Genomic DNA, 20,451 nt, shown 5'->3' with positions numbered 1-20,451 from the left:
AATTGCTCATTGCATGGCAATTTGGCGCAAAATACTATGTACTGACAAACAAATGGCGAGGAAGTTCGCCCTCATTGACGCGTCTGTGACGCCCGCAAAAGTACAAGGCTATGGCACAAGAAATTGAATTAAAGTTTATCGTCGAAAAAGACAGCGTTGACGCTCTTCGTCAGCATCTGCACACGCTTTCCGGCGAACACCATGCACCGGTACAACTGCTTAATATCTATTACGAAACGCCAGACAACTGGCTTCGCCGCCACGATATGGGGCTGCGCATCCGTGGCGCGAACGGACGCTACGAGATGACGATGAAAATTGCCGGTCGCGTGGTTGGCGGTTTACATCAGCGCCCGGAATACAATATCGACATCAGTAAGCCAGAACTTGAGCTGGAACGTTTCCCGACAGAGGTTTGGCCTGAGGGTAAACTGCCAGAAACCTTATCCGCAGACGTACAGCCCCTGTTCAGTACCGATTTCTGGCGCGAAAAATGGCTGGTGACGGAAGGCAAGAGCCGCATTGAAATCGCGCTGGATTTAGGTGAGGTGAAGGCGGGTGAGTTCCAGGAGCCGATCTGCGAACTGGAGCTTGAACTGCTGGAAGGGGATGCGAACGATGTGCTGAAGCTGGCACGCAAGCTGGTGAACCAGTCCGGATTACGTCAGGGAAGCCTGAGTAAAGCCGCGCGAGGTTACCACCTGGCGGCCGGAAATGTGCCACGCGTGGTGAAAGAGACGACGATTTTGCACGTTGCGCCGAAAGCCAGCGTAGAGCAGGGGCTGGAAGCCGCGCTGGAGCTGGCGCTCTCGCAGTGGCAGTATCATGAAGAGCTGTGGGCACGAAATGTGAAAAACGCGAAATCCCACGTGCTGGCGGCGATTGCCCTGGTGCGCCATACCCTGACGCTGTTCGGCGGTATTGTTCCTCGCAAAGCGAGCGCTCACTTACGTGACCTGCTGACGCAAACCGAAACGCTGATGCTCTCCGACGTATCGGCACAAACAGCGATCTATAGCCCGCAAACGGCGACGGCAAAACTGGCACTGACCGAGTTTCTGATCACGCGTGGCTGGCGTACCTTCCTGGATGCGAAAGCGCAGACCAAAATCGCGGAGAACTTCAAACGTTTCGCGGATATTCATCTCTCTCGTCATGCCGCCGAGCTGAAGAGCACCTTTGCTTACCCGCTGGGTGACCAGTATGGCGATCAGCTTCCTCGTCTTTCGCGCAATATCGACAGCATGCTGCTGCTTTCCGGTGCCTATGACGGCGTAAAGGCTCAGGCCTGGCTGGAGAACTGGCAGGGGCTGAAGCATGCCATTGAAACCCGTCAGCATATTGAGATTGAGCATTTCCGTAACGAGGCCATTTCGCAGGAGCCGTTCTGGCTGCACAGCGGAAAACGTTAACTCTGGCAAGGAACCCCAATCATGCCGCTTTCTTCGCAGTTACAGCAGCAGTGGCAGACCGTTTGCGAACGTCTGCCTGAGTCATTACCGGCGTCATCATTAAGCGAGCAGGCGAAGAGCGTGCTCACTTTCAGTGATTTTGTGCAGGAAAGTATCACCGCCAACCCGGACTGGCTGGTGGAGCTTGAAAATTCACCGCCACAGGCAGAAGAGTGGCGGCATTATGCTGACTGGTTGCAAACCGCGCTTGCTGAAGTTGCGGATGAAGCAACGCTGATGCGCGTCCTGCGCCAGTTCCGTCGCCGGGTAATGGTGCGTATTGCCTGGGCGCAATCTCTGGCGCTGGTCAGCGAAGAGAGCACGTTACAGCAGCTAAGTGAGCTGGCACAGACGTTGATTGTTGCTGCGCGAGACTGGCTCTACGCCGCCTGCTGTAAAGAGTGGGGAACACCGTGCAGCGAGGAAGGGGTTCCTCAGCCACTGTTGATTCTGGGGATGGGTAAGCTGGGCGGTTGCGAGCTTAACTTCTCCTCCGATATCGATCTGATTTTTGCCTGGCCGGAGAACGGCTCTACGCGCGGCGGGCGCCGTGAGCTGGATAACGCCCAGTTCTTTACCCGACTCGGCCAGCGTCTGATTAAGGCCCTGGATCAGCCGACGCAGGATGGTTTCGTCTACCGCGTGGACATGCGTCTGCGTCCCTTTGGCGACAGCGGCCCGCTTGTGTTGAGCTTTGCCGCACTGGAAGATTATTACCAGGAGCAGGGGCGCGACTGGGAGCGTTATGCCATGGTCAAAGCGCGGATCATGGGCGACAGCGACGATGCCTATGCCAACGAATTGCGCGCCATGCTGCGCCCGTTCGTGTTCCGCCGTTACATTGACTTCAGCGTGATCCAGTCCCTGAGAAACATGAAAGGGATGATTGCCCGAGAAGTGCGCCGCCGTGGGCTGAAAGACAATATTAAGCTCGGTGCAGGCGGTATCCGCGAAATCGAATTTATCGTCCAGGTCTTCCAGCTTATTCGCGGCGGGCGTGAGCCGTCCCTGCAATCACGTTCGTTGCTGCCGACGCTGAGCGCCATCGAGCAGCTTCACCTGCTGCCGGACGGTGACGCGCAAACCCTGCGCGAGGCCTATCTGTTCCTGCGTCGTCTGGAGAACCTGCTGCAAAGTATCAACGACGAACAGACTCAGACCCTGCCAGCGGATGACCTGAACCGGGCGCGTCTTGCCTGGGGGATGCGCGCAGATGACTGGTCAATGCTGACCGAACGGCTGGATGCGCATATGGCAGGCGTACGCCGTATCTTTAACGACCTGATTGGCGATGACGAAAGTGAATCGCAGGACGATGCGCTTTCCGAGCACTGGCGCGAGCTGTGGCAGGATGCGCTTCAGGAAGATGACACTACACCAGTGCTGGCACACCTGAGTGACGACGCCCGCCATCGTGTGGTGGCACTGATTGCTGATTTCCGTCTTGAACTGAATAAACGTGCGATTGGGCCACGTGGTCGGCAGGTACTTGATCATTTGATGCCGCATCTGCTGAGCGAGGTTTGCTCCCGCGCGGATGCGCCGGTGCCGCTGTCGCGCATGATGCCGCTGCTGAGTGGGATTATCACGCGTACCACGTACCTTGAACTATTGAGCGAGTTTCCAGGGGCGCTTAAACATCTGATTACGCTCTGCGCCGCCTCCCCGATGGTGGCCAACAAGCTGGCGCGATATCCGCTGTTGCTTGACGAACTGCTCGACCCGAATACGCTCTACCAGCCGACGGCAACGGACGCCTACCGGGACGAGCTGCGTCAGTATCTGCTGCGCGTGCCGGAAGAGGATGAAGAGCAACAGCTGGAGGCGTTGCGTCAGTTTAAGCAGGCACAGATGCTGCGCGTGGCAGCGGCAGATATCGCCGGAACGCTGCCGGTGATGAAAGTGAGCGATCACTTAACCTGGCTTGCGGAAGCGATCATCGACACGGTCGTGCATCAGGCCTGGGTGCAGATGGTGGCTCGCTACGGCCAGCCGAAACACCTGGCCGACCGTGAGGGTCGTGGTTTTGCGGTGGTGGGGTACGGCAAGCTCGGCGGCTGGGAGCTGGGCTATAGCTCCGATCTGGATTTAATCTTCCTGCACGATTGCCCGGTCGACGTGATGACTGACGGCGAACGTGAGATTGACGGGCGCCAGTTCTATCTGCGTCTGGCCCAGCGCATTATGCACCTGTTCAGCACCCGTACCTCATCCGGCATTTTGTACGAAGTGGATGCACGTCTGCGACCCTCCGGCGCGGCGGGCATGCTGGTCACCTCGACGGAGTCCTTTGCTGATTACCAGAAGAACGAAGCCTGGACGTGGGAGCATCAGGCGCTGGTGCGTGCCCGCGTGGTGTACGGCGATCCGCAGCTTAAAACGCAGTTTGACGTCATCCGTAAGGATGTCATGACGACGGTGCGAGAGGGTGTCACGTTGCAAACTGAAGTGCGGGAAATGCGCGAGAAAATGCGCGCGCATCTGGGCAATAAACATCGCGATCGCTTTGATATCAAAGCCGATGAGGGGGGGATTACCGATATTGAGTTTATTACCCAGTACCTGGTGCTGCTGCACGCGCACGATAAACCGAAGCTGACACGCTGGTCGGACAATGTACGCATTCTGGAACTGCTCGCGCAAAACGACATTATGGACGAGCTGGAGGCACAGGCGTTAACCCGCGCCTATACCACGCTACGCGATGAGCTGCACCACCTGGCACTGCAGGAACAGCCGGGGCATGTGGCGCTGGACTGTTTCAGCAGTGAACGCGCTCAGGTGACGGCAAGCTGGCAGAAGTGGCTGGTGGAACCGTGCGTAACAAAACAAGTGTGATATTATCGCGCGCAAATTGTGAATCTTTCTGGAGTCAGGAATGAAAGTAACACTGCCAGAGTTTGAACGTGCTGGAGTTATGGTTGTCGGGGATGTGATGCTGGATCGCTACTGGTATGGGCCAACCAGCCGCATCTCTCCGGAAGCGCCGGTACCGGTGGTTAAGGTCGACACCATTGAAGAGCGTCCCGGCGGCGCGGCAAACGTGGCGATGAACATTGCTTCTCTGGGCGCACATTCGCGTCTGGTGGGCTTGACCGGCATCGACGACGCGGCGCGTGCGCTGAGTAAGTCGCTGGCGGACGTGAACGTGAAGTGTGACTTCGTTTCTGTTCCGACCCACCCGACGATCACCAAGCTGCGCGTGCTGTCGCGTAACCAGCAGTTGATCCGCCTCGACTTTGAAGAAGGGTTCGAAGGCGTTGATCCTGAGCCGCTGCACGAGCGCATCAATCAGGCGCTGGGCAGCATCGGTGCACTGGTACTTTCCGACTACGCCAAAGGCGCGCTGGCAAGCGTTCAGCAGATGATTCAGCTGGCGCGTAAAGCCCATGTTCCCGTGCTGATCGACCCGAAAGGTACCGACTTTGAACGTTACCGTGGCGCAACGCTGCTGACGCCTAACCTCTCTGAGTTTGAAGCGGTGGCGGGTAAGTGCAAAACGGAAGCTGAAATTGTCGAACGCGGCATGAAGATCATTGCTGATTTCGAGCTGTCTGCACTGCTGGTGACCCGTTCAGAGCAGGGGATGACCCTGATTCAACCAGGCAAAGCACCCCTGCATATGCCCACTCAGGCGCAGGAAGTGTATGACGTGACCGGTGCTGGCGATACGGTGATTGGCGTGCTGGCGGCGACGCTTGCAGCCGGGAATTCCCTTGAAGAAGCCTGTTACTTTGCTAACGCAGCGGCGGGTGTTGTCGTCGGCAAACTCGGTACTTCAACCGTTTCGCCTATTGAGCTGGAAAATGCCGTGCGTGGCCGTGCAGACACCGGTTTCGGTGTGATGAGCGAAGACGAACTGAAAGCCGCCGTTGCCGCAGCGCGTAAGCGCGGTGAGAAAGTGGTTATGACCAACGGCGTGTTTGACATTCTGCACGCGGGCCATGTTTCGTATCTGGCGAATGCGCGCAAGCTGGGCGATCGTCTGATTGTGGCAGTGAACAGTGATGCGTCAACGAAGCGTCTGAAGGGGGAAACGCGTCCGGTGAACCCGCTGGAACAGCGTATGATCGTTCTCGGTGCGCTGGAAGCCGTGGACTGGGTGGTGTCGTTTGAAGAAGACACGCCGCAGCGTCTGATTGCCGGTATTCTGCCGGACCTGCTGGTGAAAGGTGGCGATTACAAGCCGGATCAAATTGCGGGCAGCGAAGAGGTCTGGGCCAACGGCGGCGAAGTGATGGTGCTCAACTTTGAGGACGGGTGTTCAACCACCAACATCATTAAGAAGATCCAGAAAGACAGTCAGTAAAAAAACGGGCCAATTGGCCCGTTCGTTTTTCTCCCTCTCCCACAGGGAGAGGGTTGGGGTGAGTGCATCAGGCCGCTCTTACTCCTGCTCATCCACCGGTGGAATGGCCGGTGCCGGCTTCACTTCTTCCTGCGTATTGCGGTTTTCCAGCTCGGTCAGACGCTGTTCCAGCAACGCCAGCTTCTCGCGGGTACGCAGCAGAACCTGGGTCTGCACGTCAAACTCTTCGCGGCTGACTAGATCAAGGCGAACCAACTGCGCCTGCAGCGTCTGGCGGATTTTCTTTTCTACGTCATCACCAAATTCACGAATGCCTTTCGGCATGGATTCGTGTACCTGACGCGCAATTTGCTCAATTTTTTTCGGGTCAATCATTGTCGTTTCCCTTGATGAAAAGGTGTCAGTGCCTATTGTAGCGCGTCATGCCGCGGGTTAAACAAAATTGTTTGATGCTTATGCATTGCCCAGGGTAATCAATAGCGTTATAGTTATCTCGCTTATTCTCAGGGCGGGGCGAAATTCCCCACCGGCGGTAAATCAGCTTCACGCTGAAAGCCCGCGAGCGCTTTGGGTGAACACTCAAAGGTCAGCAGATCCGGTGTAATTCCGGGGCCGACGGTTAGAGTCCGGATGGGAGAGAGTAACGATCCAGTCGGGCATGACCCGCTCACGTTATTTTTTTGCCGCTTATACGGCGCTCCTAAGACTGCCCTGATTCTGGTAACCATAATGTTAATGAGGTTTTTTTACCATGAATCAGACGCTACTTTCCTCTTTTGGCACTTCAACTCAACGTGTTGAACATGCACTGGATGCACTGCGCGAAGGCCGCGGTGTGATGGTGCTTGACGATGAAAACCGTGAAAACGAAGGCGACATGATTTTCGCCGCCGAAAACATGACCGTTGAACAGATGGCGCTGACCATCCGTCACGGTAGCGGCATCGTATGCCTGTGTATTACCGAAGATCGTCGTAAGCAGCTCGAACTGCCAATGATGGTTGAGAACAACACCAGCGCCTTTGGTACGGGTTTCACTGTGACCATTGAAGCGGCGCATGGCGTGACCACCGGTGTGTCTGCGGCTGACCGTCTGACCACCGTACGTGCCGCGATTGCTGATGATGCGAAGCCCTCCGATCTGCATCGTCCAGGCCACGTCTTCCCTCTGCGCGCGCAGGCCGGCGGCGTCCTGACCCGTGGCGGCCACACCGAAGCGACTATCGATCTGGTGACGCTGGCAGGCTTCAAACCAGCAGGTGTTTTGTGTGAACTGACCAACGATGACGGCACCATGGCGCGCGCGCCGGAGTGCATCACCTTTGCCCGTCTGCACAATATGCCAGTGGTCACGATTGAAGATCTGGTCGAGTACCGCCAGGCGCACGAGCGCAAAGCCAGCTGAAACCGCTGAAGTGAAAAAGCCGGGGAAACCCGGCTTTTTTATGTTTAGTGGTAGTTAATTTTAAACAGCACTACGGTTTCGAATGGTCCGGACTGGATCGCTTTTCCCGGCACCGGCGTCAGCTCAGCGGTATAGGTCTGTTCGTACTGCAACGTACTGCCGGTAAAATCGGCATACTCTTCGTATCGGTTAAAGGTGTAGGGCTGCGTTCCGTTCAGGATGCGTAATTTCAGGCCGTTGCCGATGAGCAGGGCGGTATCTTCATCGCTCAGCGTCTCGTTCGTATAGAACGACGAATCCATTTTGAACCCATCGGAACACTCGGCGTCCTGTATCTTGGTCGTTCTGACCGAGAACGTGCGCGTTCGCTTTCCCTGATTCATCATGTCGCGGGCGCTGAACGTACCAAAATCAATCTCCTGATTTTCCGGATAGATGCTGAAGGTCGCCCCGCAGTCCAGCACGGTGATATTGTTCAGGCCATTAATATGATACTTAAGGTTTTTCGCGTCGGACATCTGGTTGACGCCGCCCTTACCGTCGAACTGCACCACGATATAGTCCCCGAGCGTGCTAACGTATCCGTGCGGCGGCATGACCTTGATTCTGACGTACAGACGAAAGCGCACGATGAACGTGCGTGAGGTGTGAATGTCGTTTGCATTGCCGGAGCAGATGCGGTTCTCCCAGCCCATTTGCTGGATTTGGGCAGGTGTATAGATAGTGATCTGTTTGTTATCAAGGCACTGGGACGTATCGACCCCGTTGGGTTGTCCTGTCGCATCGTAGTCGATCCCTTCATAAGTTACGCCGAGATCGTAGTAGGGATCGGACGCCGACGGGTAGGGGTTAACCCAGGCATAGATGTCCTCTTTTTCAAAATTACTGGTGGCATTGTGGTCGCAGGTCACAGGAACTTTGATATCGTCAGATTCCCATATTTTCTCCCCCACCTGCGCGTTGCTGGGAATGGCAAAAGGCGAGATTGTTTTTGTCTCCTCCACAGGCCCGCCGGAAACGCCGAGATAGCAGTCAAGCGCCATCGCCTCCCTGAATGGCAGAAGGGCAAGTAGCAGCAAAAACAAAAAATTAGCGAGCTTGCGCATTGTTTTGACCCTTCCGCTCTCTGAGCTGACATTGAGACTTACCCGCACAGGTAACGTCCACTTTTTTCAGCGCGCCGTAATCATCAATGTAACCCACGCTGTAGTAGCTCCCGTGGTAGTCGCCGGTAGAGGTGGACGCTGTGGCAAACGGAGCAATCATCAGGCTGTCGAAGCCCGGCAGCTGGGTTTTCGCATTTTTACTCAGCCACGCGAGGGTGATGTAATAGGGCGTGGGGTTGTGTACGCTGAGCCCCGTTGCGGTGGCGGTAATTTCCATGCGCATTTCGCTTTGATCACCCGGCTTTTTGGTGATGGCTTTTGGCCGCCAGAACAGCTTAATGCGGCTCTGCATGGCCACCTGCATAACGCTGCGCGCTTCGCTGGCGCTGCTTGTGGGCGGAACTTCGCGCAGGTTGAAGTAAAACAGCGACTCTCTGTCCTTCGGCAACTGCCCAACCGCCGCCTGCTTCACAATTCTGACCTGCGATGACGCGCCCGCTTCAATGCGCTGAATGGGCGGCAGCGCCATGAAGTGGCTGTCCTCTTTGCGCCCGTTTTCGTCTTCAATCCAGGAAAGCGCCAGGTAGGGTAAGGTTTTGCTCTGGTTATCGACTTTCAGGCTGCTTGCCTTGTCCCCTTCGGGAAAAACGATCCGCGTACGGTCCAGGTTAATGGCGGCATGCGCGTTCAATGCGGTGCCGAGCAACATCAGGCTCAGGGCCTTGAGTGGGGTGAGTTTCATCATGGTTTCTTACTGGCAAGGCAGCATGAGCTGCATACTGTTTTCAAGGTGAGAAGGTAACGAGAAGCGACACTGATGGTTGTCTCCCCACGTGACCAGGAACTGTTGCTCAGGCTGGACGGCGCCCAGCCAGACGCGACCCTCCTCGGCGACCATACCTACCTGCTGGCCGTTATCCTGCAGGCGGACCAGGGCGCCGAGCGGCGGTGTCCCGGAAGGCGTTCGCAAAATGCCGGCAATATCGTTACCGGCTCGGGTCGCGATTTGACGATAGCCGATGGCGCCTTCTGTCCAGGTGGAAGTGACCACCCGCGTATCAACGTCAACGCCGTCAGGCAAATTGTTCATGTTGACCCGCACGCTGGCCGGGGTATAGCTGGAAAACGACGGCAGAACACCGATACCCGACGCGTTGGTTTCGTCATGCGATACGTTCAGCGGGATATGGCCCACGCCGTCGGTGCTGACCATGACGCGTGGCTCATTGCCGTAGCTGCGACGGTGCAGGGCAAACCCTTTCGCCGTCCCGGTAAACGAGCCGTTCCAGCTGGCGCTCATTGAGTTGTACTCATTCGCCTTATAGCTGCCCGAGACGTTGAGATCCCCCAGCGAAGAATAGTGCTGATAGTTTCCGCTGAACTGTGCGCCCGCATCGGCTTTTTCGCTCTCGGTGCCTGCAGAGACGCCCCAGGTATTGTTCCGGTCAGAGGTATCGTACCAGGAGACGCTCTGGCTCAGGCTGTCGCCGTTGCGAAGATCGTAGTTCAGGCGATGGTCAGGATCGAGCGGCACGCTCAGCGAGAGATAAAACTGGTTGTCGTCCTTTTCATCATCTTCGTAATGGGTTCTGCTCAACGACAGGGTCAGGCCAAGGTTTTTCCAGCGGCCAAGGTCGAAGTTATAGCCTGCGGTGACGCTGCCGGTCGTGGAAGGCGAGTCATCCCACCATGTTTGGCGCAGCATGCTTAGATAAAGGTTTAGCGAGAGGGCCGATATGTACTGACTGGCGGTGACGCTGAGAGCCTGTTTTTCCGTCTGGCTGTCGCTGTAGTCGTCATCCAGATAGCGCGCATAGCTCAGGAACTGACGGTCCGAGTATCGGTAGCTCGCCAGCGTAAGCTGGCTACCGGTGGTGTCGAATCGTTTACTGTAGTTAAAACGGTAGCTGTAGCCCGTCTGCGGATCCGCACCCGGCAGCTGGCTGGTGGCCCGGGTGATATCAAACGAGAGCGCCCCCAGATACGCCATGTTTTGTCCCAGCCCGGCGGCCAGGGCGCGGTAGTGGTCACCATCGGCCAGCGTTCCTCCATAGAGTGAGGTTTGCGACAGCATGCCCCAGGAAAACTCGCCGCTCATGAAGGTGCTGTCCTCAACGTCATGCGATGCGTCCTTTCGCGGCTTGCCTGCTGCCAGCTTGTAGCGAACCTGGCCCTGACGCGTCAGGAAGGGAACGGATTCGGCAGAGACCTGGAACGTACTCACCCGGCCATCCTCTTCCGTTACCTTCACGTCGAGCGTGCCCTGCACCGACTGGTTGAGATCCTGAATGATGAACGGGCCCGGCGGGACTTTTGTTTGATAGATGACCCTGTCGGCGAGGCTTACGGTGACCGTCGCGTTGGTTTGGGCAATGCCGGAGATTTGTGGCGCATAGCCGCGCAGTGACCACGGCAGCATGCGCTCATCGCTGATAAGCGACGCGCCGGTGTAGGTGAAGGCGTCGAAGATCGACGACTGGAAATCCGTTTCGCCGAGCGTCAGCTTTGCGCCCATGGTGGGGAGGGGGCGGAACATATAAACGCGCGAGAAGCGCCCGTTATGCTCTGAACCGCCGTCCGCGTGCGTCTGGTTGTATTGATAATCGCTGCGCAGCCGCCAGGCGCCGACGTTCGCGCCCGCCGTGCCGTAAGTGTTGGCATTATCTGAACTGCTGCCGCTGTTGGGCTGGTAGTGGCTGGCAAAAAGATTGTAGTCCAGCAGGACGCCCGCCACGCCGTTATCCCAGGTTGACGGGGGCATCCAGTCGGCAGAACGGTACTGCAACCACGCCTGGGGAATGGACACGTTTAGCGTCTGGCTTGCTTGTTCAAAGGTAAAATGAACGTCCGGCAGCGGGGCGAAGTCTATACAGCCCTCTTTTTCAGTTAGCGATTCCCGTATTTTATCCTGCAGGCCGAACGTGTCGGCCAGCTCGGCGGGAATACAGACCTGGACTGCATCATTCACTTTTTTCCACGTTAACTGCCAGCCGTTTGCTAAGGGGATGTCATTAATCGAAACCGTAACAAAATAACGTCCGGGGACGACGGAGGCGCGATCTTTAAACTGTGTCAAATCGACGCTGTTGCGCTGATCTTTATCGATGGCATTAATATTAAATTCGGTACCAGAGGCGACTTTCGTCATTAACAGGGTGGTAATGATGATTATGCATGTTGATTTATGTTTCATCATCCTGTTGCCCAAAGTAAATATAAAATGCCGACTGGCATAACGAGCCAGTCGGTAGATAACGAGGTAAATTTGAATTATTTATACGCCAGCACATAGTTTGCGGTGGCTTCAACCTGACCCGGCGTTGCCGTTTTGCCGCTCAGTACTTCCATCTGCGCCTTAAAGTGCAGCGTCTGGGTGGCGGAGCCTGCCAGCAGGGTAACTTCACTGGCGCTACCCAGGGTGATGTTCGCTTCCGCATTATCCAGCAGGCGGACGCCCACGTTCTGCGCGCCGTTGGCATACGTGTTGGTCATCAGACTGGTATCCGTTGTATCCGTGGCGGAGCTGGTGAACGTGACGTCAACCTTGGTGATTGGGGTATCGGTTTCATCGCCTGGATCGTCCAGCTGGCAGTTTTCCAGGTTGATATCTACCGCCACGGGTGACGATTTTTTATTGGCATTAATAACGGCGGTCGTAATTTCACCCAAATCGACTTCTTTATCAACGCTGTCTGGTGCAATATTGCATGGTGCATCAATCACCACACCTTTGAATTTAATCTTACCGGAACCTTGTTCTGCAGCAAACGCCGACCCAGAAATAAACGTGGCCATTGCCACGGCTAAAATTGCTTTTTTTCCTGTAAACATGAAAATATCCTTTTTCAGTTGAATTCATATCCTGAATATTAATCAGAATATTGCCAGGGAAGTATACCGATCTCCGACGGGGCAATGCGATTAACCAAGCTTAAAAATCATTGTAGATCTAATTAAAATATAAATACGGGTTATTGTAAGTGGATGAATTTCAAGAAGTGTAAATTATAATGCCGGATGCATTGTTTAGTGTTATTACGCACAATAATGTTCAATAAAAAACTTGATTTTTTTATAAGGAAGGATGCGGGACATATATTCCGTAAAAAGTTATTTCTTTAACAAATAATAGGCACCTCCGTTTCAGGAGGCGCCCGTCACGTCAGCCAATGCCTGCGGCCTGAAGTAAGACCAGACTTAATCCCATCACCGACATCCCGCACAGGACGCCATAGCTTGGGTTGTTGTTTGGATCGATCTCTTTTGCCAGCGGCATCAGCTCGTCAACCGACAGCGCAACCATAATCCCCGCAACCGCGGCCATAATGGCAGCCATGACTACCGGCGAAACCAGGCTACCGAGGATGAGCCAGGCCAGCACGCCGCCAAGAATTTCCGCCATGCCGGATATCCCGGCCCAGAAGATTGCCGTGCGCTTTGAGCCCGTGGCGGCATAGACCGGACCGGCCACCGCGAGTCCTTCAGGAATATTGTGCAACGCCACCGCCAGGGCGATGCCGAGGCCCATTTCCAGGTTACTGCTGGCGGTGACATACGTCGCCACGCCTTCCGGGAAGTTGTGCAGGCTTATGCCGAGCGTCAGCAAAATGGCGGTGCGCTTAATGTTACGCGGCGCGGGCGCTACGTTTTTTTGCATTAAGTCCTGAGGGTGCGCGTGGGGCAACATGCGGTCGAGCGCGAAATATCCCAGCAGGCCAACGACAAACATGCCGTAGCCCAGCAGCGGAGACATACCTTCTGTTCCCAACGCGGCAGGCAGCATCTCCATCAGGGAGATGAGTAGCATGATCCCGGCTGCAAAGCCCAGTGAGAAGGCCAATACGCGATTAGAGGGTTTCTGACCAAGAACACCGAGGATCGCACCGATGAAGGTTGCAGCGCCCGCAAGTATCGTCAGGATCAAAGGTACTGACATTCATTACTCCTTTTGATAATGATTCTCATTAATATAAATGATTCTTTGTCAGCAAAGCGAGCAGAGTGGCTCTGCTTTACATATTCCTTACATTCAAATTTCCTGATGATGATCTTCACGCTTATCAGCGTTCATCTTTGCCGGATTGCGCGTAATGTAGCACCATTAAATTGACACCTTCTGTAAGGATATCATCATGACTTCTTCCCGTATGCCAGCCCTGTTTTTAGGCCACGGCAGCCCAATGAACGTTCTGGAAGACAACGTCTATACCCGCGCATGGCGTAGCCTGGGCGAGACGCTGCCGCGTCCAAAAGCGATTGTGGTGGTATCCGCGCACTGGTTCACCCGGGGCACGGGCGTGACCGCCATGGAAGCGCCTAAGACCATTCATGATTTTGGCGGCTTCCCGCAGGCGCTGTATGACACGCACTATCCGGCCCCCGGCTCGCCTGAGCTGGCGCAAAGGCTGGTGGAACTGCTGGCGCCTGTTCCGGTGGCGCTGGATAAAGAAGCCTGGGGTTTTGACCATGGCTCCTGGGGCGTGCTGATTAAAATGTATCCTGATGCAGATATCCCGATGGTGCAGTTGAGCATCGACAGCACCAAACCGGCTGCCTGGCATCTGGAGATGGGTCGTAAGCTTGCAACCCTGCGTGATGAAGGCATCATGCTGGTGGCAAGCGGTAACGTGGTTCACAACCTGCGAACGGCACGCTGGCACGGCGAGAACACGCCCTATCCGTGGGCGACCTCTTTTAATGATTACGTCAAAGCGAATCTGACCTGGCAAGGCCCGGCTGAGGAGCATCCGTTAGTGAACTATCTGGATCACGAAGGCGGTTCGCTCTCTAACCCGACGCCGGAACACTTCCTGCCGCTATTGTACGTTCTTGGTGCGTGGGATGGTCAGGAGCCGGTGACGATCCCGGTCGACGGTATTGAGATGGGGAGCCTGAGTATGCTTTCGGTGCAGGTGGGGTAATAAAAGCAAAACGGCAACCTCAGGTTGCCGTTTTTAGTGTTTGCACCCTCTTCCACGGGGTGAGGGCATCAGGCCGCGGTCTATTCAACAAAAATATGTGGATAGAATCGTGACAGATCCTGCGTGATCAGGGCGCGATCTTCGCGGATGCCAATCCCGGCTGGCTGATCGTTGATGAGCCAGCTGCCAATCAGCGTGTAGCTGTCGCCAAATTTCGGCAGTTGATAAAATTCCTGGACGATCATCCCTTCTTCGCCGTAAGGCCCTTCAACCGCTTCCAGCGTTTTGCCGTTTTCGATAATCGACACGTTCGCCCCTTCACGGGAGAAGATCGGCTTCACGACGTATTTCTCCATTTGCGGATAATCATCTTCCGCAAAATACGCAGGCAGCAGGTTAGGATGGTTCGGGAACATTTCCCACAGCAACGGCAGCAGGGCTTTGTTGGAGATAATGCTCTTCCATGCGGGTTCCAGCCAGCGTACGCCCGCATCTTCCAGCTTCGTGGAGAACATTTCGCGCAGCATATATTCCCACGGGTAGAGCTTGAACAGGTTGCTGATCACCTGATCCTGCAGGTCGGTAAACTGACCTTTCTCACCCAGGCCGATATCTTCGATATAGAGGAATTCGGTTGCCAATTCCGCTTCGGCGGCGCAGTCCTGCAGATACTGAACCGTCCCGCGATCTTCTTCCGTGTCGCGGCAACAGGCGAGGTGCAGCAGGTTGAAGCCAAATTGTTCGCGCAGCTCGGCAAAACGCTCTATCAGCTTTTCCTGCAGGCTGTTGAACTGATCGCTGCCTTCCGGCAGGTTTCCGGCATTGGCCTGGTCTTCCAGCCAGATCCACTGGAAGAACGCCGCTTCGTATAAAGAAGTGGGCGTGTCGGCGTTATTTTCAAGAAGCTTAGGTTCACCCACGCCGTCCCATGCCAGGTCAAGACGAGAGTAAAGCGAAGGCTGATTCGTTTTCCACGACTGACGGACAAAGCTCCAGGTGTGCTTTGGAATGCGGAATTTTGCCATCAGCTCGTCGCTGTCGATGACTTTATCCACCACCTTGAGGCACATCTGGTGCAGCTCGGCCGTCACTTCTTCCAGTTTCTCAACCTGGGCGAGCGTGAGTTTGTAATAGGCATCTTCACACCAGTACGGCTCGCCGTACATGGTGTGGAAGTTAAAACCGTATTCGGTGGCTTTTTCGCGCCAGTCCGGGCGCTCGGTGATACTGACTCGCTCCATGATCAGCCGCCCATTGAGCGAGTAGAGGAGCCTGTTGCGCTACGCTGCATGCTGGTCTGCTTCGCTACGGATTCACCAAACCCGCCACGGGTGATGGTGCTGGTGGTCGCAGGCTTCGGCGCCATCGCCGTTTTCGGGACGGTCACAGTGCGGCCTGGGGTTGCTGCGCCGTAGCCTTTGCCGCTGGCGTCGGTGTATTGACCATAAGCCGGGCTGGCCGGGTTTTTCGAGCTAAACAGCGGTTGCTGCTGATAACCCGCACCGCCACCCATCAGACGGCCCATCATATAACCTGCCATCAGCGGCATCCAGAAACTGCCGCTGGACTGCGCCTGTGCCTGATTTTCCGGCGCAGTGCCCGCCTGAGCAGGCGTCTGCTGGCACTGACCTTCACCGAACTCTGCCACACAGTCTGCGCGTGAAGCATATTTCGGTGCGGTACGTTCTGCTTCTTTCAGGGCGTTGTTATAAGCAGTCTTACATTCAGCGGCGTTACCGGTTGCCGTTGAGCAGTCTTCCGCATTTTGATACAGCGAAACCGTTTCATCGGTTTTCTCACAACCTGCCAGCATAAAGACAGCCGTAACTGCCAGCGCAACAGGGGTGAGGTGACGTGCATTCCAGCTTTTGCGGAACGAAGCGTGATTTATGGATTTTGTCCGTTTCATCTTTGTCTTCCAGGACCCAGTGGTAATAACGCTCAGGATAGAGGATGAGTGGTTGAAAATGAAGCGAAGAGGGGGGGAATCAGGGGGATCTTTACGTTGGCTTACGTTCGGGTGTGATTCAGATGCGCCCTCTCCCACAGGGAGAGGGCCTGATGACAATCTTAGTTACGGAACGGATTGCTGCCGTTGCTTGCTGGCTTGGTAGAACGCGCGGCGGCAGGCTGTGCAGCAGGGGCGCTGCTGTTAGCGTTGAAGTTATCAACGGCGGCAACCTGCTCCGGATTCTCCGGTGCCACGCTGTCCGGCGATGTTGAGACCGGTTTGCCCAGTGCGCTGTTCAGCATCTGCAGGTCTTGCTCGTTCAGCGTACCCAGAGCCTGTTTGATGTTCAACTGGTTAATCAGGTACTGGTAACGTGCGCTGGAGAGCTGCTGTTTCGCGTTGTACAGCGTGGTGGTTGCGTCCAGCACGTCAACGATAGTACGTGTACCCACGGAGTAGCCCGCTTCCATCGCATCCAGGGAGCTCTGTGCAGAAACCACGGCTTGTTTATACGCGTTGATGCTGCTGATAGAGGCGTTCACGTTGTTGAAAGAAGAACGTACGGTCTGCACTACATTGCGGTGGGCACTTTCCAGCTGCTCGCTCGCGCCAACAAAGTTGTACTGCGCCTGTTTCACCTGCGAGTTGACCTGGCCGCCCTGATACAGTGGCAGGGAGAAGTTCAGACCCACTTTGTTCTGACCCATATTGCTGTCGTCATACTGGGCTGAGTTCGTTTTGGAGCCGCTGTAGGTCGTATCAGAAATACCGGTAGATGCACTGAGGCTCAGGGTAGGCAGGTGGCCATCCTGTGCCTGACGAATCTGTTCGCGTGCCAGATCCTGGCTCAGACGCGCCTGCAGCAAGGTCAGGTTACGGTTTTCCGCTTCTTTCAACAGGGCGTTGACCGCCTGCGGTTTATCCGTTTTGAAGCTGTCCACGTTCAGAGACGCCAGCTCAGGGTAGTAATTCCCGGTGACCTGACGCAGTGATTCCAGTGCGTTGTCGAGGTTGTTACGCGCGGTCACTTCGTTGGCCAGTACGCTGTCGTACTGTGAACGGGCGTTCTGCACGTCAGTGATCGCAACCAGACCTACGTTGAAACGCTGTGTGGTTTGATCTAACTGGCGGTAAATGGCCTGTTTCTGCGCTTCGGTGTAGGAGAGCGAGTCAATCGCGCTCAGCACGTTGAAATAAGCTGTGGCGGTGTTCAGGATCAGCGTTTGCTGGTCAGTCTGATAGGTCACATCCTGGATGCCTGCGCTCTTTTCCTGCAGGGTCAGGGCACGCCATTTGGACATATCAAACAGCGTTTGTGTCAATTGCAGTGAGGCGCTGGTAGCATTGGAGTTGACGCCGTTAGCGTCGCGGAAACCGTTGCTGTAGGTATAATCTGCACCTAAACCTAACTGTGGCAGCAATGGGCTACGCGCTTCGTTAATCTTTTCAAACGCAGCATCACGATCGGCCGCTGATTTACGTAAATCAGGGTTGCCCAGACGTGCCTGCTGATAGACCTGTAACAGGTTTTCCGCCTGGCTCATTGCACTGAAGCCCGTCAGGCTCAGGCCGATAAGGATGGGGAGCAATTTCTTCATTTGCATTCCTTGTTGTGAAGCAGTATTAGCGCTGATCTAATTAAAAAATAATTGCCGATTCTAACAGAATCTTCCATACCAAAAGGTTGGCGTTACGTGCCATCTGGCGGTAATTTGCACCAATCTAACATATAGCCTTGCAAACGGCAGCCAAACAGCCTTGAAATTCACAATTTCATCACCATTGCTACCAGGACTCGACTCATGCAGAAACCAGAAAAGTTGCCCGTGACATTCGCCAAAAACGATGTAGAAATTATTGCACGAGAAATGCTTTATAGCGGTTTTTTTTCGATGGAACTTTACCGTTTCAGGCATCGCCTGTTTAACGGTGAAATGAGCGGCGAAATCAGACGCGAAATTTTTGAGCGCGGGCATGCGGCAGTCTTGCTACCCTTTGACCCAGTGCGCGACGAAGTTGTGCTGGTGGAACAGATCCGAATTGCGGCTTACGACGTCAGCGAGAGCCCGTGGTTACTGGAGATGGTAGCCGGGATGATCGAAGAGGGCGAATCGGTCGAAGACGTTGCCCGCCGTGAGGCACTGGAAGAAGCAGGATTGGTGGTGGGACGTACAAAACCGGTGCTGAGCTATCTGGCAAGCCCGGGGGGCACCAGCGAGCGCCTTTCCATTATGGTAGGCGAAGTGGACGCCACGACGGCGGAAGGGATCCACGGTCTGGCAGATGAAAACGAAGATATTCGGGTTCATGTGGTGAGCCGGGAACAGGCTTATCAGTGGGTAGAAGAGGGGAAAATCGACAACGCAGCGTCTGTCATCGCCCTGCAATGGCTGCAACTGCATTATCAGACATTACGAAACGAGTGGAAAAAATGAAGCGTTATACACCTGACTTCCCAGAAATGATGCGCCTGTGCGAAACCAATTTCGCACAATTGCGCCGCCTGCTGCCGAAAAATGACGCACCCGGCGAAACGGTAAGCTATCAGGTGAGCAACGCGCAGTATCGGTTAACGATAACAGAATCAACGCGCTACACTACGCTGGTGGAGATTGAGCAAACGGCACCCAGTATTAGCTACTGGAGCCTGCCGTCGATGACGGTGCGCCTCTATCACGATGCAATGGTCGCTGAAGTGTGTTCAAGTCAGCAGATCTTTCGCTTCAAGGCACGGTATGATTACCCGAATAAAAAGTTGCATCAACGCGACGAAAAGCATCAAATTAACCAGTTTTTAGCTGACTGGCTAAGATATTGTTTAGCACATGGAGCAATGGCGATTCCGGTTTGTTAGCGTCATAAACCTACCTAAGGACACCATTTGGAAAGCCTGTTGAACCTGACTGTTGCTGGTGGGGCGCCAGTCAGGATATTACAAATCACCGATACCCACCTTTTTGCCGAAAAGCATGAAACTCTGCTGGGGGTCAACACCTGGGAGAGCTATCAGGCGGTACTTAGCGCCATTCACGCTGAAAATCGTGCATGCGATCTGATTGTCGCAACGGGCGATCTGGCGCAGGACCAATCCTCCGCGGCCTACCAGCATTTTGCTGAAGGCATCGCGAGTTTTAGTGTGCCTTGCGTCTGGCTACCTGGAAACCACGATTTCCAGCCGGCTATGTACAATGCACTCCAGGATGCGGGGATTTCTCCGGCAAAATGTGTCTTTGCGGGTGAACAGTGGCAGATCCTGCTGCTGGACAGCCAGGTGTTTGGTGTCCCGCACGGTGAATTAAGCGAGTTCCAGCTCGACTGGCTGGAGACCAAACTGGCTGCTGAACCTGAACGTCATACGCTGTTATTACTTCATCATCACCCTCTGCCAGCGGGTTGCAGCTGGCTCGATCAGCACAGTCTGCGTAATTCTGCTGCGCTGGATCGTGTGCTGGCGAAATTCCCGCGTGTGAAGAATCTCCTGTGCGGACATATCCATCAGGAACAGGATCTCGACTGGAATGGTCGCCGTATGCTAGCGACGCCATCGACCTGCGTTCAGTTTAAGCCGCACTGTGCCAACTTTACGCTGGATACCATCGCACCAGGCTGGCGCTGGCTGGAACTGCATGCCGATGGTTCGCTGACCACGGAAGTCTGTCGTTTGACAGGCGCAAAATTCCGTCCGGACACCGCTTCAGAAGGCTACTGATGTCTACGCTCCTTTATCTGCACGGATTCAACAGCTCGCCGCGCTCCGCAAAAGCGACACAGTTTCGCCAGTGGCTGAGCGAGCATCATCCCGATGTTGAGATGATTATCCCGCAGCTGCCTCCTTACCCGGCGGAAGCCGCGGAGATGCTGGAATCTATTGTGCTTGAACACGGCGGCGAATCATTCGGTGTGGTCGGCTCATCGCTGGGCGGATACTACGCCACCTGGCTCTCGCAATGCTTTATGCTGCCCGCTGTTGTCGTTAACCCGGCGGTGCGGCCATTTGAGTTGCTTCGGGACTTTCTTGGCGCAAACGAGAACCCCTACACCGGCCAGCAATATGTGCTAGAGTCACGCCATATTTACGATCTCAAAGTTATGCAGGTTGACCCGCTTGAAGCGCCGGATCTTATCTGGTTGCTGCAACAGACGGGTGATGAAGTGCTGGATTACCGCCAGGCAGTGGCGTATTACGCATCCTGCCGCCAGACTATAGAAGAGGGCGGAAACCATGCTTTCACGGGCTTTGAGAATCATTTCACCCAGATTGTCGATTTTCTTGGACTGCACAGCCACTGACAATCAATGCGAATTGCT

18 protein-coding genes and 1 riboswitch are annotated in these 20,451 nt (G+C 55.1%); of the genes, 9 read left to right on the top strand and 9 right to left on the bottom strand.

Translation table 11 applies throughout. The annotated features are described in order from the left end of the window. Positions 1-110: 110 nt before the first annotated feature. The 3 genes from ACLHV9_RS21230 to hldE are packed head-to-tail and all read left to right on the top strand — an operon-like array spanning position 111 to position 5,760. On the top strand, positions 111-1,412 hold the full coding sequence (locus tag ACLHV9_RS21230) for an inorganic triphosphatase (RefSeq protein WP_108090486.1): 1,302 nt from the start codon (positions 111-113) through the stop codon (positions 1,410-1,412). A 21-nt stretch (positions 1,413-1,433) separates the two neighbouring features. Beyond that, positions 1,434-4,289 (top strand): bifunctional [glutamate--ammonia ligase]-adenylyl-L-tyrosine phosphorylase/[glutamate--ammonia-ligase] adenylyltransferase, encoded by a 2,856-nt coding sequence (gene glnE / locus ACLHV9_RS21225; protein ID WP_108090485.1) that lies wholly within the window; start codon positions 1,434-1,436, stop codon positions 4,287-4,289. Between the two features lie 40 nt (positions 4,290-4,329). After that, on the top strand, positions 4,330-5,760 hold the full coding sequence (gene hldE, locus ACLHV9_RS21220) for a bifunctional D-glycero-beta-D-manno-heptose-7-phosphate kinase/D-glycero-beta-D-manno-heptose 1-phosphate adenylyltransferase HldE (RefSeq protein ID WP_108090484.1): 1,431 nt from the start codon (positions 4,330-4,332) through the stop codon (positions 5,758-5,760). A 78-nt stretch (positions 5,761-5,838) separates the two neighbouring features. On the opposite strand, the gene ubiK is transcribed toward hldE, so the two are convergent. Next, positions 5,839-6,135, bottom strand: coding sequence for a ubiquinone biosynthesis accessory factor UbiK (gene ubiK / locus ACLHV9_RS21215; protein ID WP_049005067.1), 297 nt, complete (start codon positions 6,133-6,135; stop codon positions 5,839-5,841). A 120-nt stretch (positions 6,136-6,255) separates the two neighbouring features. Beyond that, a riboswitch (FMN riboswitch) is annotated at positions 6,256-6,406 on the top strand. A 105-nt stretch (positions 6,407-6,511) separates the two neighbouring features. On the opposite strand from ubiK, the gene ribB reads away from it, so the two are divergent. Further along, positions 6,512-7,165, top strand: a complete 654-nt coding sequence (gene ribB / locus ACLHV9_RS21210) for a 3,4-dihydroxy-2-butanone-4-phosphate synthase (RefSeq protein WP_028017147.1) — start codon at positions 6,512-6,514, stop codon at positions 7,163-7,165. A 44-nt stretch (positions 7,166-7,209) separates the two neighbouring features. Here ribB and ACLHV9_RS21205 read toward each other — a convergent pair whose 3' ends face one another. The 5 genes from ACLHV9_RS21205 to zupT form a co-directional block, all read right to left on the bottom strand. Further along, complete coding sequence (locus ACLHV9_RS21205; RefSeq protein WP_108090483.1) at positions 7,210-8,271, bottom strand: type 1 fimbrial protein; 1,062 nt, start codon at positions 8,269-8,271, stop codon at positions 7,210-7,212. After that, positions 8,255-9,013 carry a molecular chaperone gene (locus tag ACLHV9_RS21200; protein WP_407221195.1) on the bottom strand — a complete coding sequence of 253 codons (759 nt, stop codon included), beginning with the start codon at positions 9,011-9,013 and terminating at the stop codon, positions 8,255-8,257. The genes ACLHV9_RS21205 and ACLHV9_RS21200 overlap by 17 nt, the downstream gene beginning before the upstream one ends. Before the next feature lie 9 nt (positions 9,014-9,022). Then, entirely contained in the window at positions 9,023-11,467 is a 2,445-nt protein-coding gene (locus ACLHV9_RS21195; protein ID WP_407221054.1) for a fimbria/pilus outer membrane usher protein, read from the bottom strand. A gap of 74 nt (positions 11,468-11,541) precedes the next feature. Then, positions 11,542-12,102, bottom strand: a complete 561-nt coding sequence (locus ACLHV9_RS21190; RefSeq protein WP_108090480.1) for a fimbrial protein — start codon at positions 12,100-12,102, stop codon at positions 11,542-11,544. Positions 12,103-12,433: 331 nt separating this feature from the next. Continuing rightward, positions 12,434-13,207 (bottom strand): zinc transporter ZupT, encoded by a 774-nt coding sequence (zupT, locus tag ACLHV9_RS21185; protein WP_045909982.1) that lies wholly within the window; start codon positions 13,205-13,207, stop codon positions 12,434-12,436. Positions 13,208-13,403: 196 nt separating this feature from the next. Between zupT and ygiD the strand changes: the two genes are divergently transcribed. Continuing rightward, complete coding sequence (gene ygiD, locus ACLHV9_RS21180) at positions 13,404-14,192, top strand: 4,5-DOPA dioxygenase extradiol (RefSeq protein WP_108090479.1); 789 nt, start codon at positions 13,404-13,406, stop codon at positions 14,190-14,192. 80 nt (positions 14,193-14,272) lie between these two features. Here ygiD and ACLHV9_RS21175 read toward each other — a convergent pair whose 3' ends face one another. The 3 genes from ACLHV9_RS21175 to tolC all read right to left on the bottom strand — a co-directional run bounded on the left by ACLHV9_RS21175 (position 14,273) and on the right by tolC (position 17,741). Continuing rightward, the gene (locus ACLHV9_RS21175; protein WP_108090478.1) at positions 14,273-15,433 is read right to left on the bottom strand and encodes a glutathionylspermidine synthase family protein; all 1,161 of its coding nucleotides are present in this window, start codon (positions 15,431-15,433) and stop codon (positions 14,273-14,275) included. Between the two features lie 2 nt (positions 15,434-15,435). Next, on the bottom strand, positions 15,436-16,101 hold the full coding sequence (locus ACLHV9_RS21170; RefSeq protein WP_028017154.1) for a DUF1190 family protein: 666 nt from the start codon (positions 16,099-16,101) through the stop codon (positions 15,436-15,438). A gap of 161 nt (positions 16,102-16,262) precedes the next feature. Continuing rightward, positions 16,263-17,741, bottom strand: a complete 1,479-nt coding sequence (gene tolC / locus ACLHV9_RS21165) for an outer membrane channel protein TolC (protein WP_108090477.1) — start codon at positions 17,739-17,741, stop codon at positions 16,263-16,265. A gap of 204 nt (positions 17,742-17,945) precedes the next feature. Between tolC and nudF the strand changes: the two genes are divergently transcribed. The 4 genes from nudF to yqiA are packed head-to-tail and all read left to right on the top strand — an operon-like array spanning position 17,946 to position 20,433. After that, positions 17,946-18,578 (top strand): ADP-ribose diphosphatase, encoded by a 633-nt coding sequence (gene nudF / locus ACLHV9_RS21160; protein WP_028017156.1) that lies wholly within the window; start codon positions 17,946-17,948, stop codon positions 18,576-18,578. Continuing rightward, complete coding sequence (locus ACLHV9_RS21155) at positions 18,575-18,997, top strand: DUF1249 family protein (RefSeq protein WP_014833293.1); 423 nt, start codon at positions 18,575-18,577, stop codon at positions 18,995-18,997. Before nudF ends, ACLHV9_RS21155 begins: the two co-directional genes overlap by 4 nt. Before the next feature lie 27 nt (positions 18,998-19,024). After that, positions 19,025-19,852 (top strand): 3',5'-cyclic-AMP phosphodiesterase, encoded by an 828-nt coding sequence (cpdA, locus tag ACLHV9_RS21150; protein WP_108090476.1) that lies wholly within the window; start codon positions 19,025-19,027, stop codon positions 19,850-19,852. Next, positions 19,852-20,433: an esterase YqiA gene (yqiA, locus tag ACLHV9_RS21145; RefSeq protein WP_028017158.1), complete on the top strand. Its 582-nt coding sequence runs from the start codon at positions 19,852-19,854 to the stop codon at positions 20,431-20,433. The genes cpdA and yqiA overlap by 1 nt, the downstream gene beginning before the upstream one ends. Positions 20,434-20,451: the final 18 nt, after the last annotated feature.

The organism is Enterobacter sp. CPE_E890, from assembly GCF_046521475.1.
In the GTDB taxonomy this organism is placed as follows: Bacteria; Pseudomonadota; Gammaproteobacteria; order Enterobacterales; family Enterobacteriaceae; genus Enterobacter; species Enterobacter adelaidei.
The sequence above is the reverse complement of the archived record's forward strand: the minus strand, read 5'-3'. Positions and strand labels throughout refer to the sequence as shown.

Excerpts from the sequence above, each read along its gene's own strand:
- ACLHV9_RS21230 (WP_108090486.1), top strand. The coding sequence starts at position 111 with ATGGCACAAGAAATTGAATTAAAGTTTATCGTCGAAAAAGACAGCGTT.
- glnE (WP_108090485.1), top strand. The coding sequence starts at position 1,434 with ATGCCGCTTTCTTCGCAGTTACAGCAGCAGTGGCAGACCGTTTGCGAA.
- hldE (WP_108090484.1), top strand. The coding sequence starts at position 4,330 with ATGAAAGTAACACTGCCAGAGTTTGAACGTGCTGGAGTTATGGTTGTC.
- ubiK (WP_049005067.1), bottom strand. The coding sequence starts at position 6,135 with ATGATTGACCCGAAAAAAATTGAGCAAATTGCGCGTCAGGTACACGAA.
- ribB (WP_028017147.1), top strand. The coding sequence starts at position 6,512 with ATGAATCAGACGCTACTTTCCTCTTTTGGCACTTCAACTCAACGTGTT.
- ACLHV9_RS21205 (WP_108090483.1), bottom strand. The coding sequence starts at position 8,271 with ATGCGCAAGCTCGCTAATTTTTTGTTTTTGCTGCTACTTGCCCTTCTG.
- ACLHV9_RS21200 (WP_407221195.1), bottom strand. The coding sequence starts at position 9,013 with ATGAAACTCACCCCACTCAAGGCCCTGAGCCTGATGTTGCTCGGCACC.
- ACLHV9_RS21195 (WP_407221054.1), bottom strand. The coding sequence starts at position 11,467 with ATGATGAAACATAAATCAACATGCATAATCATCATTACCACCCTGTTA.
- ACLHV9_RS21190 (WP_108090480.1), bottom strand. The coding sequence starts at position 12,102 with ATGTTTACAGGAAAAAAAGCAATTTTAGCCGTGGCAATGGCCACGTTT.
- zupT (WP_045909982.1), bottom strand. The coding sequence starts at position 13,207 with ATGTCAGTACCTTTGATCCTGACGATACTTGCGGGCGCTGCAACCTTC.
- ygiD (WP_108090479.1), top strand. The coding sequence starts at position 13,404 with ATGACTTCTTCCCGTATGCCAGCCCTGTTTTTAGGCCACGGCAGCCCA.
- ACLHV9_RS21175 (WP_108090478.1), bottom strand. The coding sequence starts at position 15,433 with ATGGAGCGAGTCAGTATCACCGAGCGCCCGGACTGGCGCGAAAAAGCC.
- ACLHV9_RS21170 (WP_028017154.1), bottom strand. The coding sequence starts at position 16,101 with ATGAAACGGACAAAATCCATAAATCACGCTTCGTTCCGCAAAAGCTGG.
- tolC (WP_108090477.1), bottom strand. The coding sequence starts at position 17,741 with ATGAAGAAATTGCTCCCCATCCTTATCGGCCTGAGCCTGACGGGCTTC.
- nudF (WP_028017156.1), top strand. The coding sequence starts at position 17,946 with ATGCAGAAACCAGAAAAGTTGCCCGTGACATTCGCCAAAAACGATGTA.
- ACLHV9_RS21155 (WP_014833293.1), top strand. The coding sequence starts at position 18,575 with ATGAAGCGTTATACACCTGACTTCCCAGAAATGATGCGCCTGTGCGAA.
- yqiA (WP_028017158.1), top strand. The coding sequence starts at position 19,852 with ATGTCTACGCTCCTTTATCTGCACGGATTCAACAGCTCGCCGCGCTCC.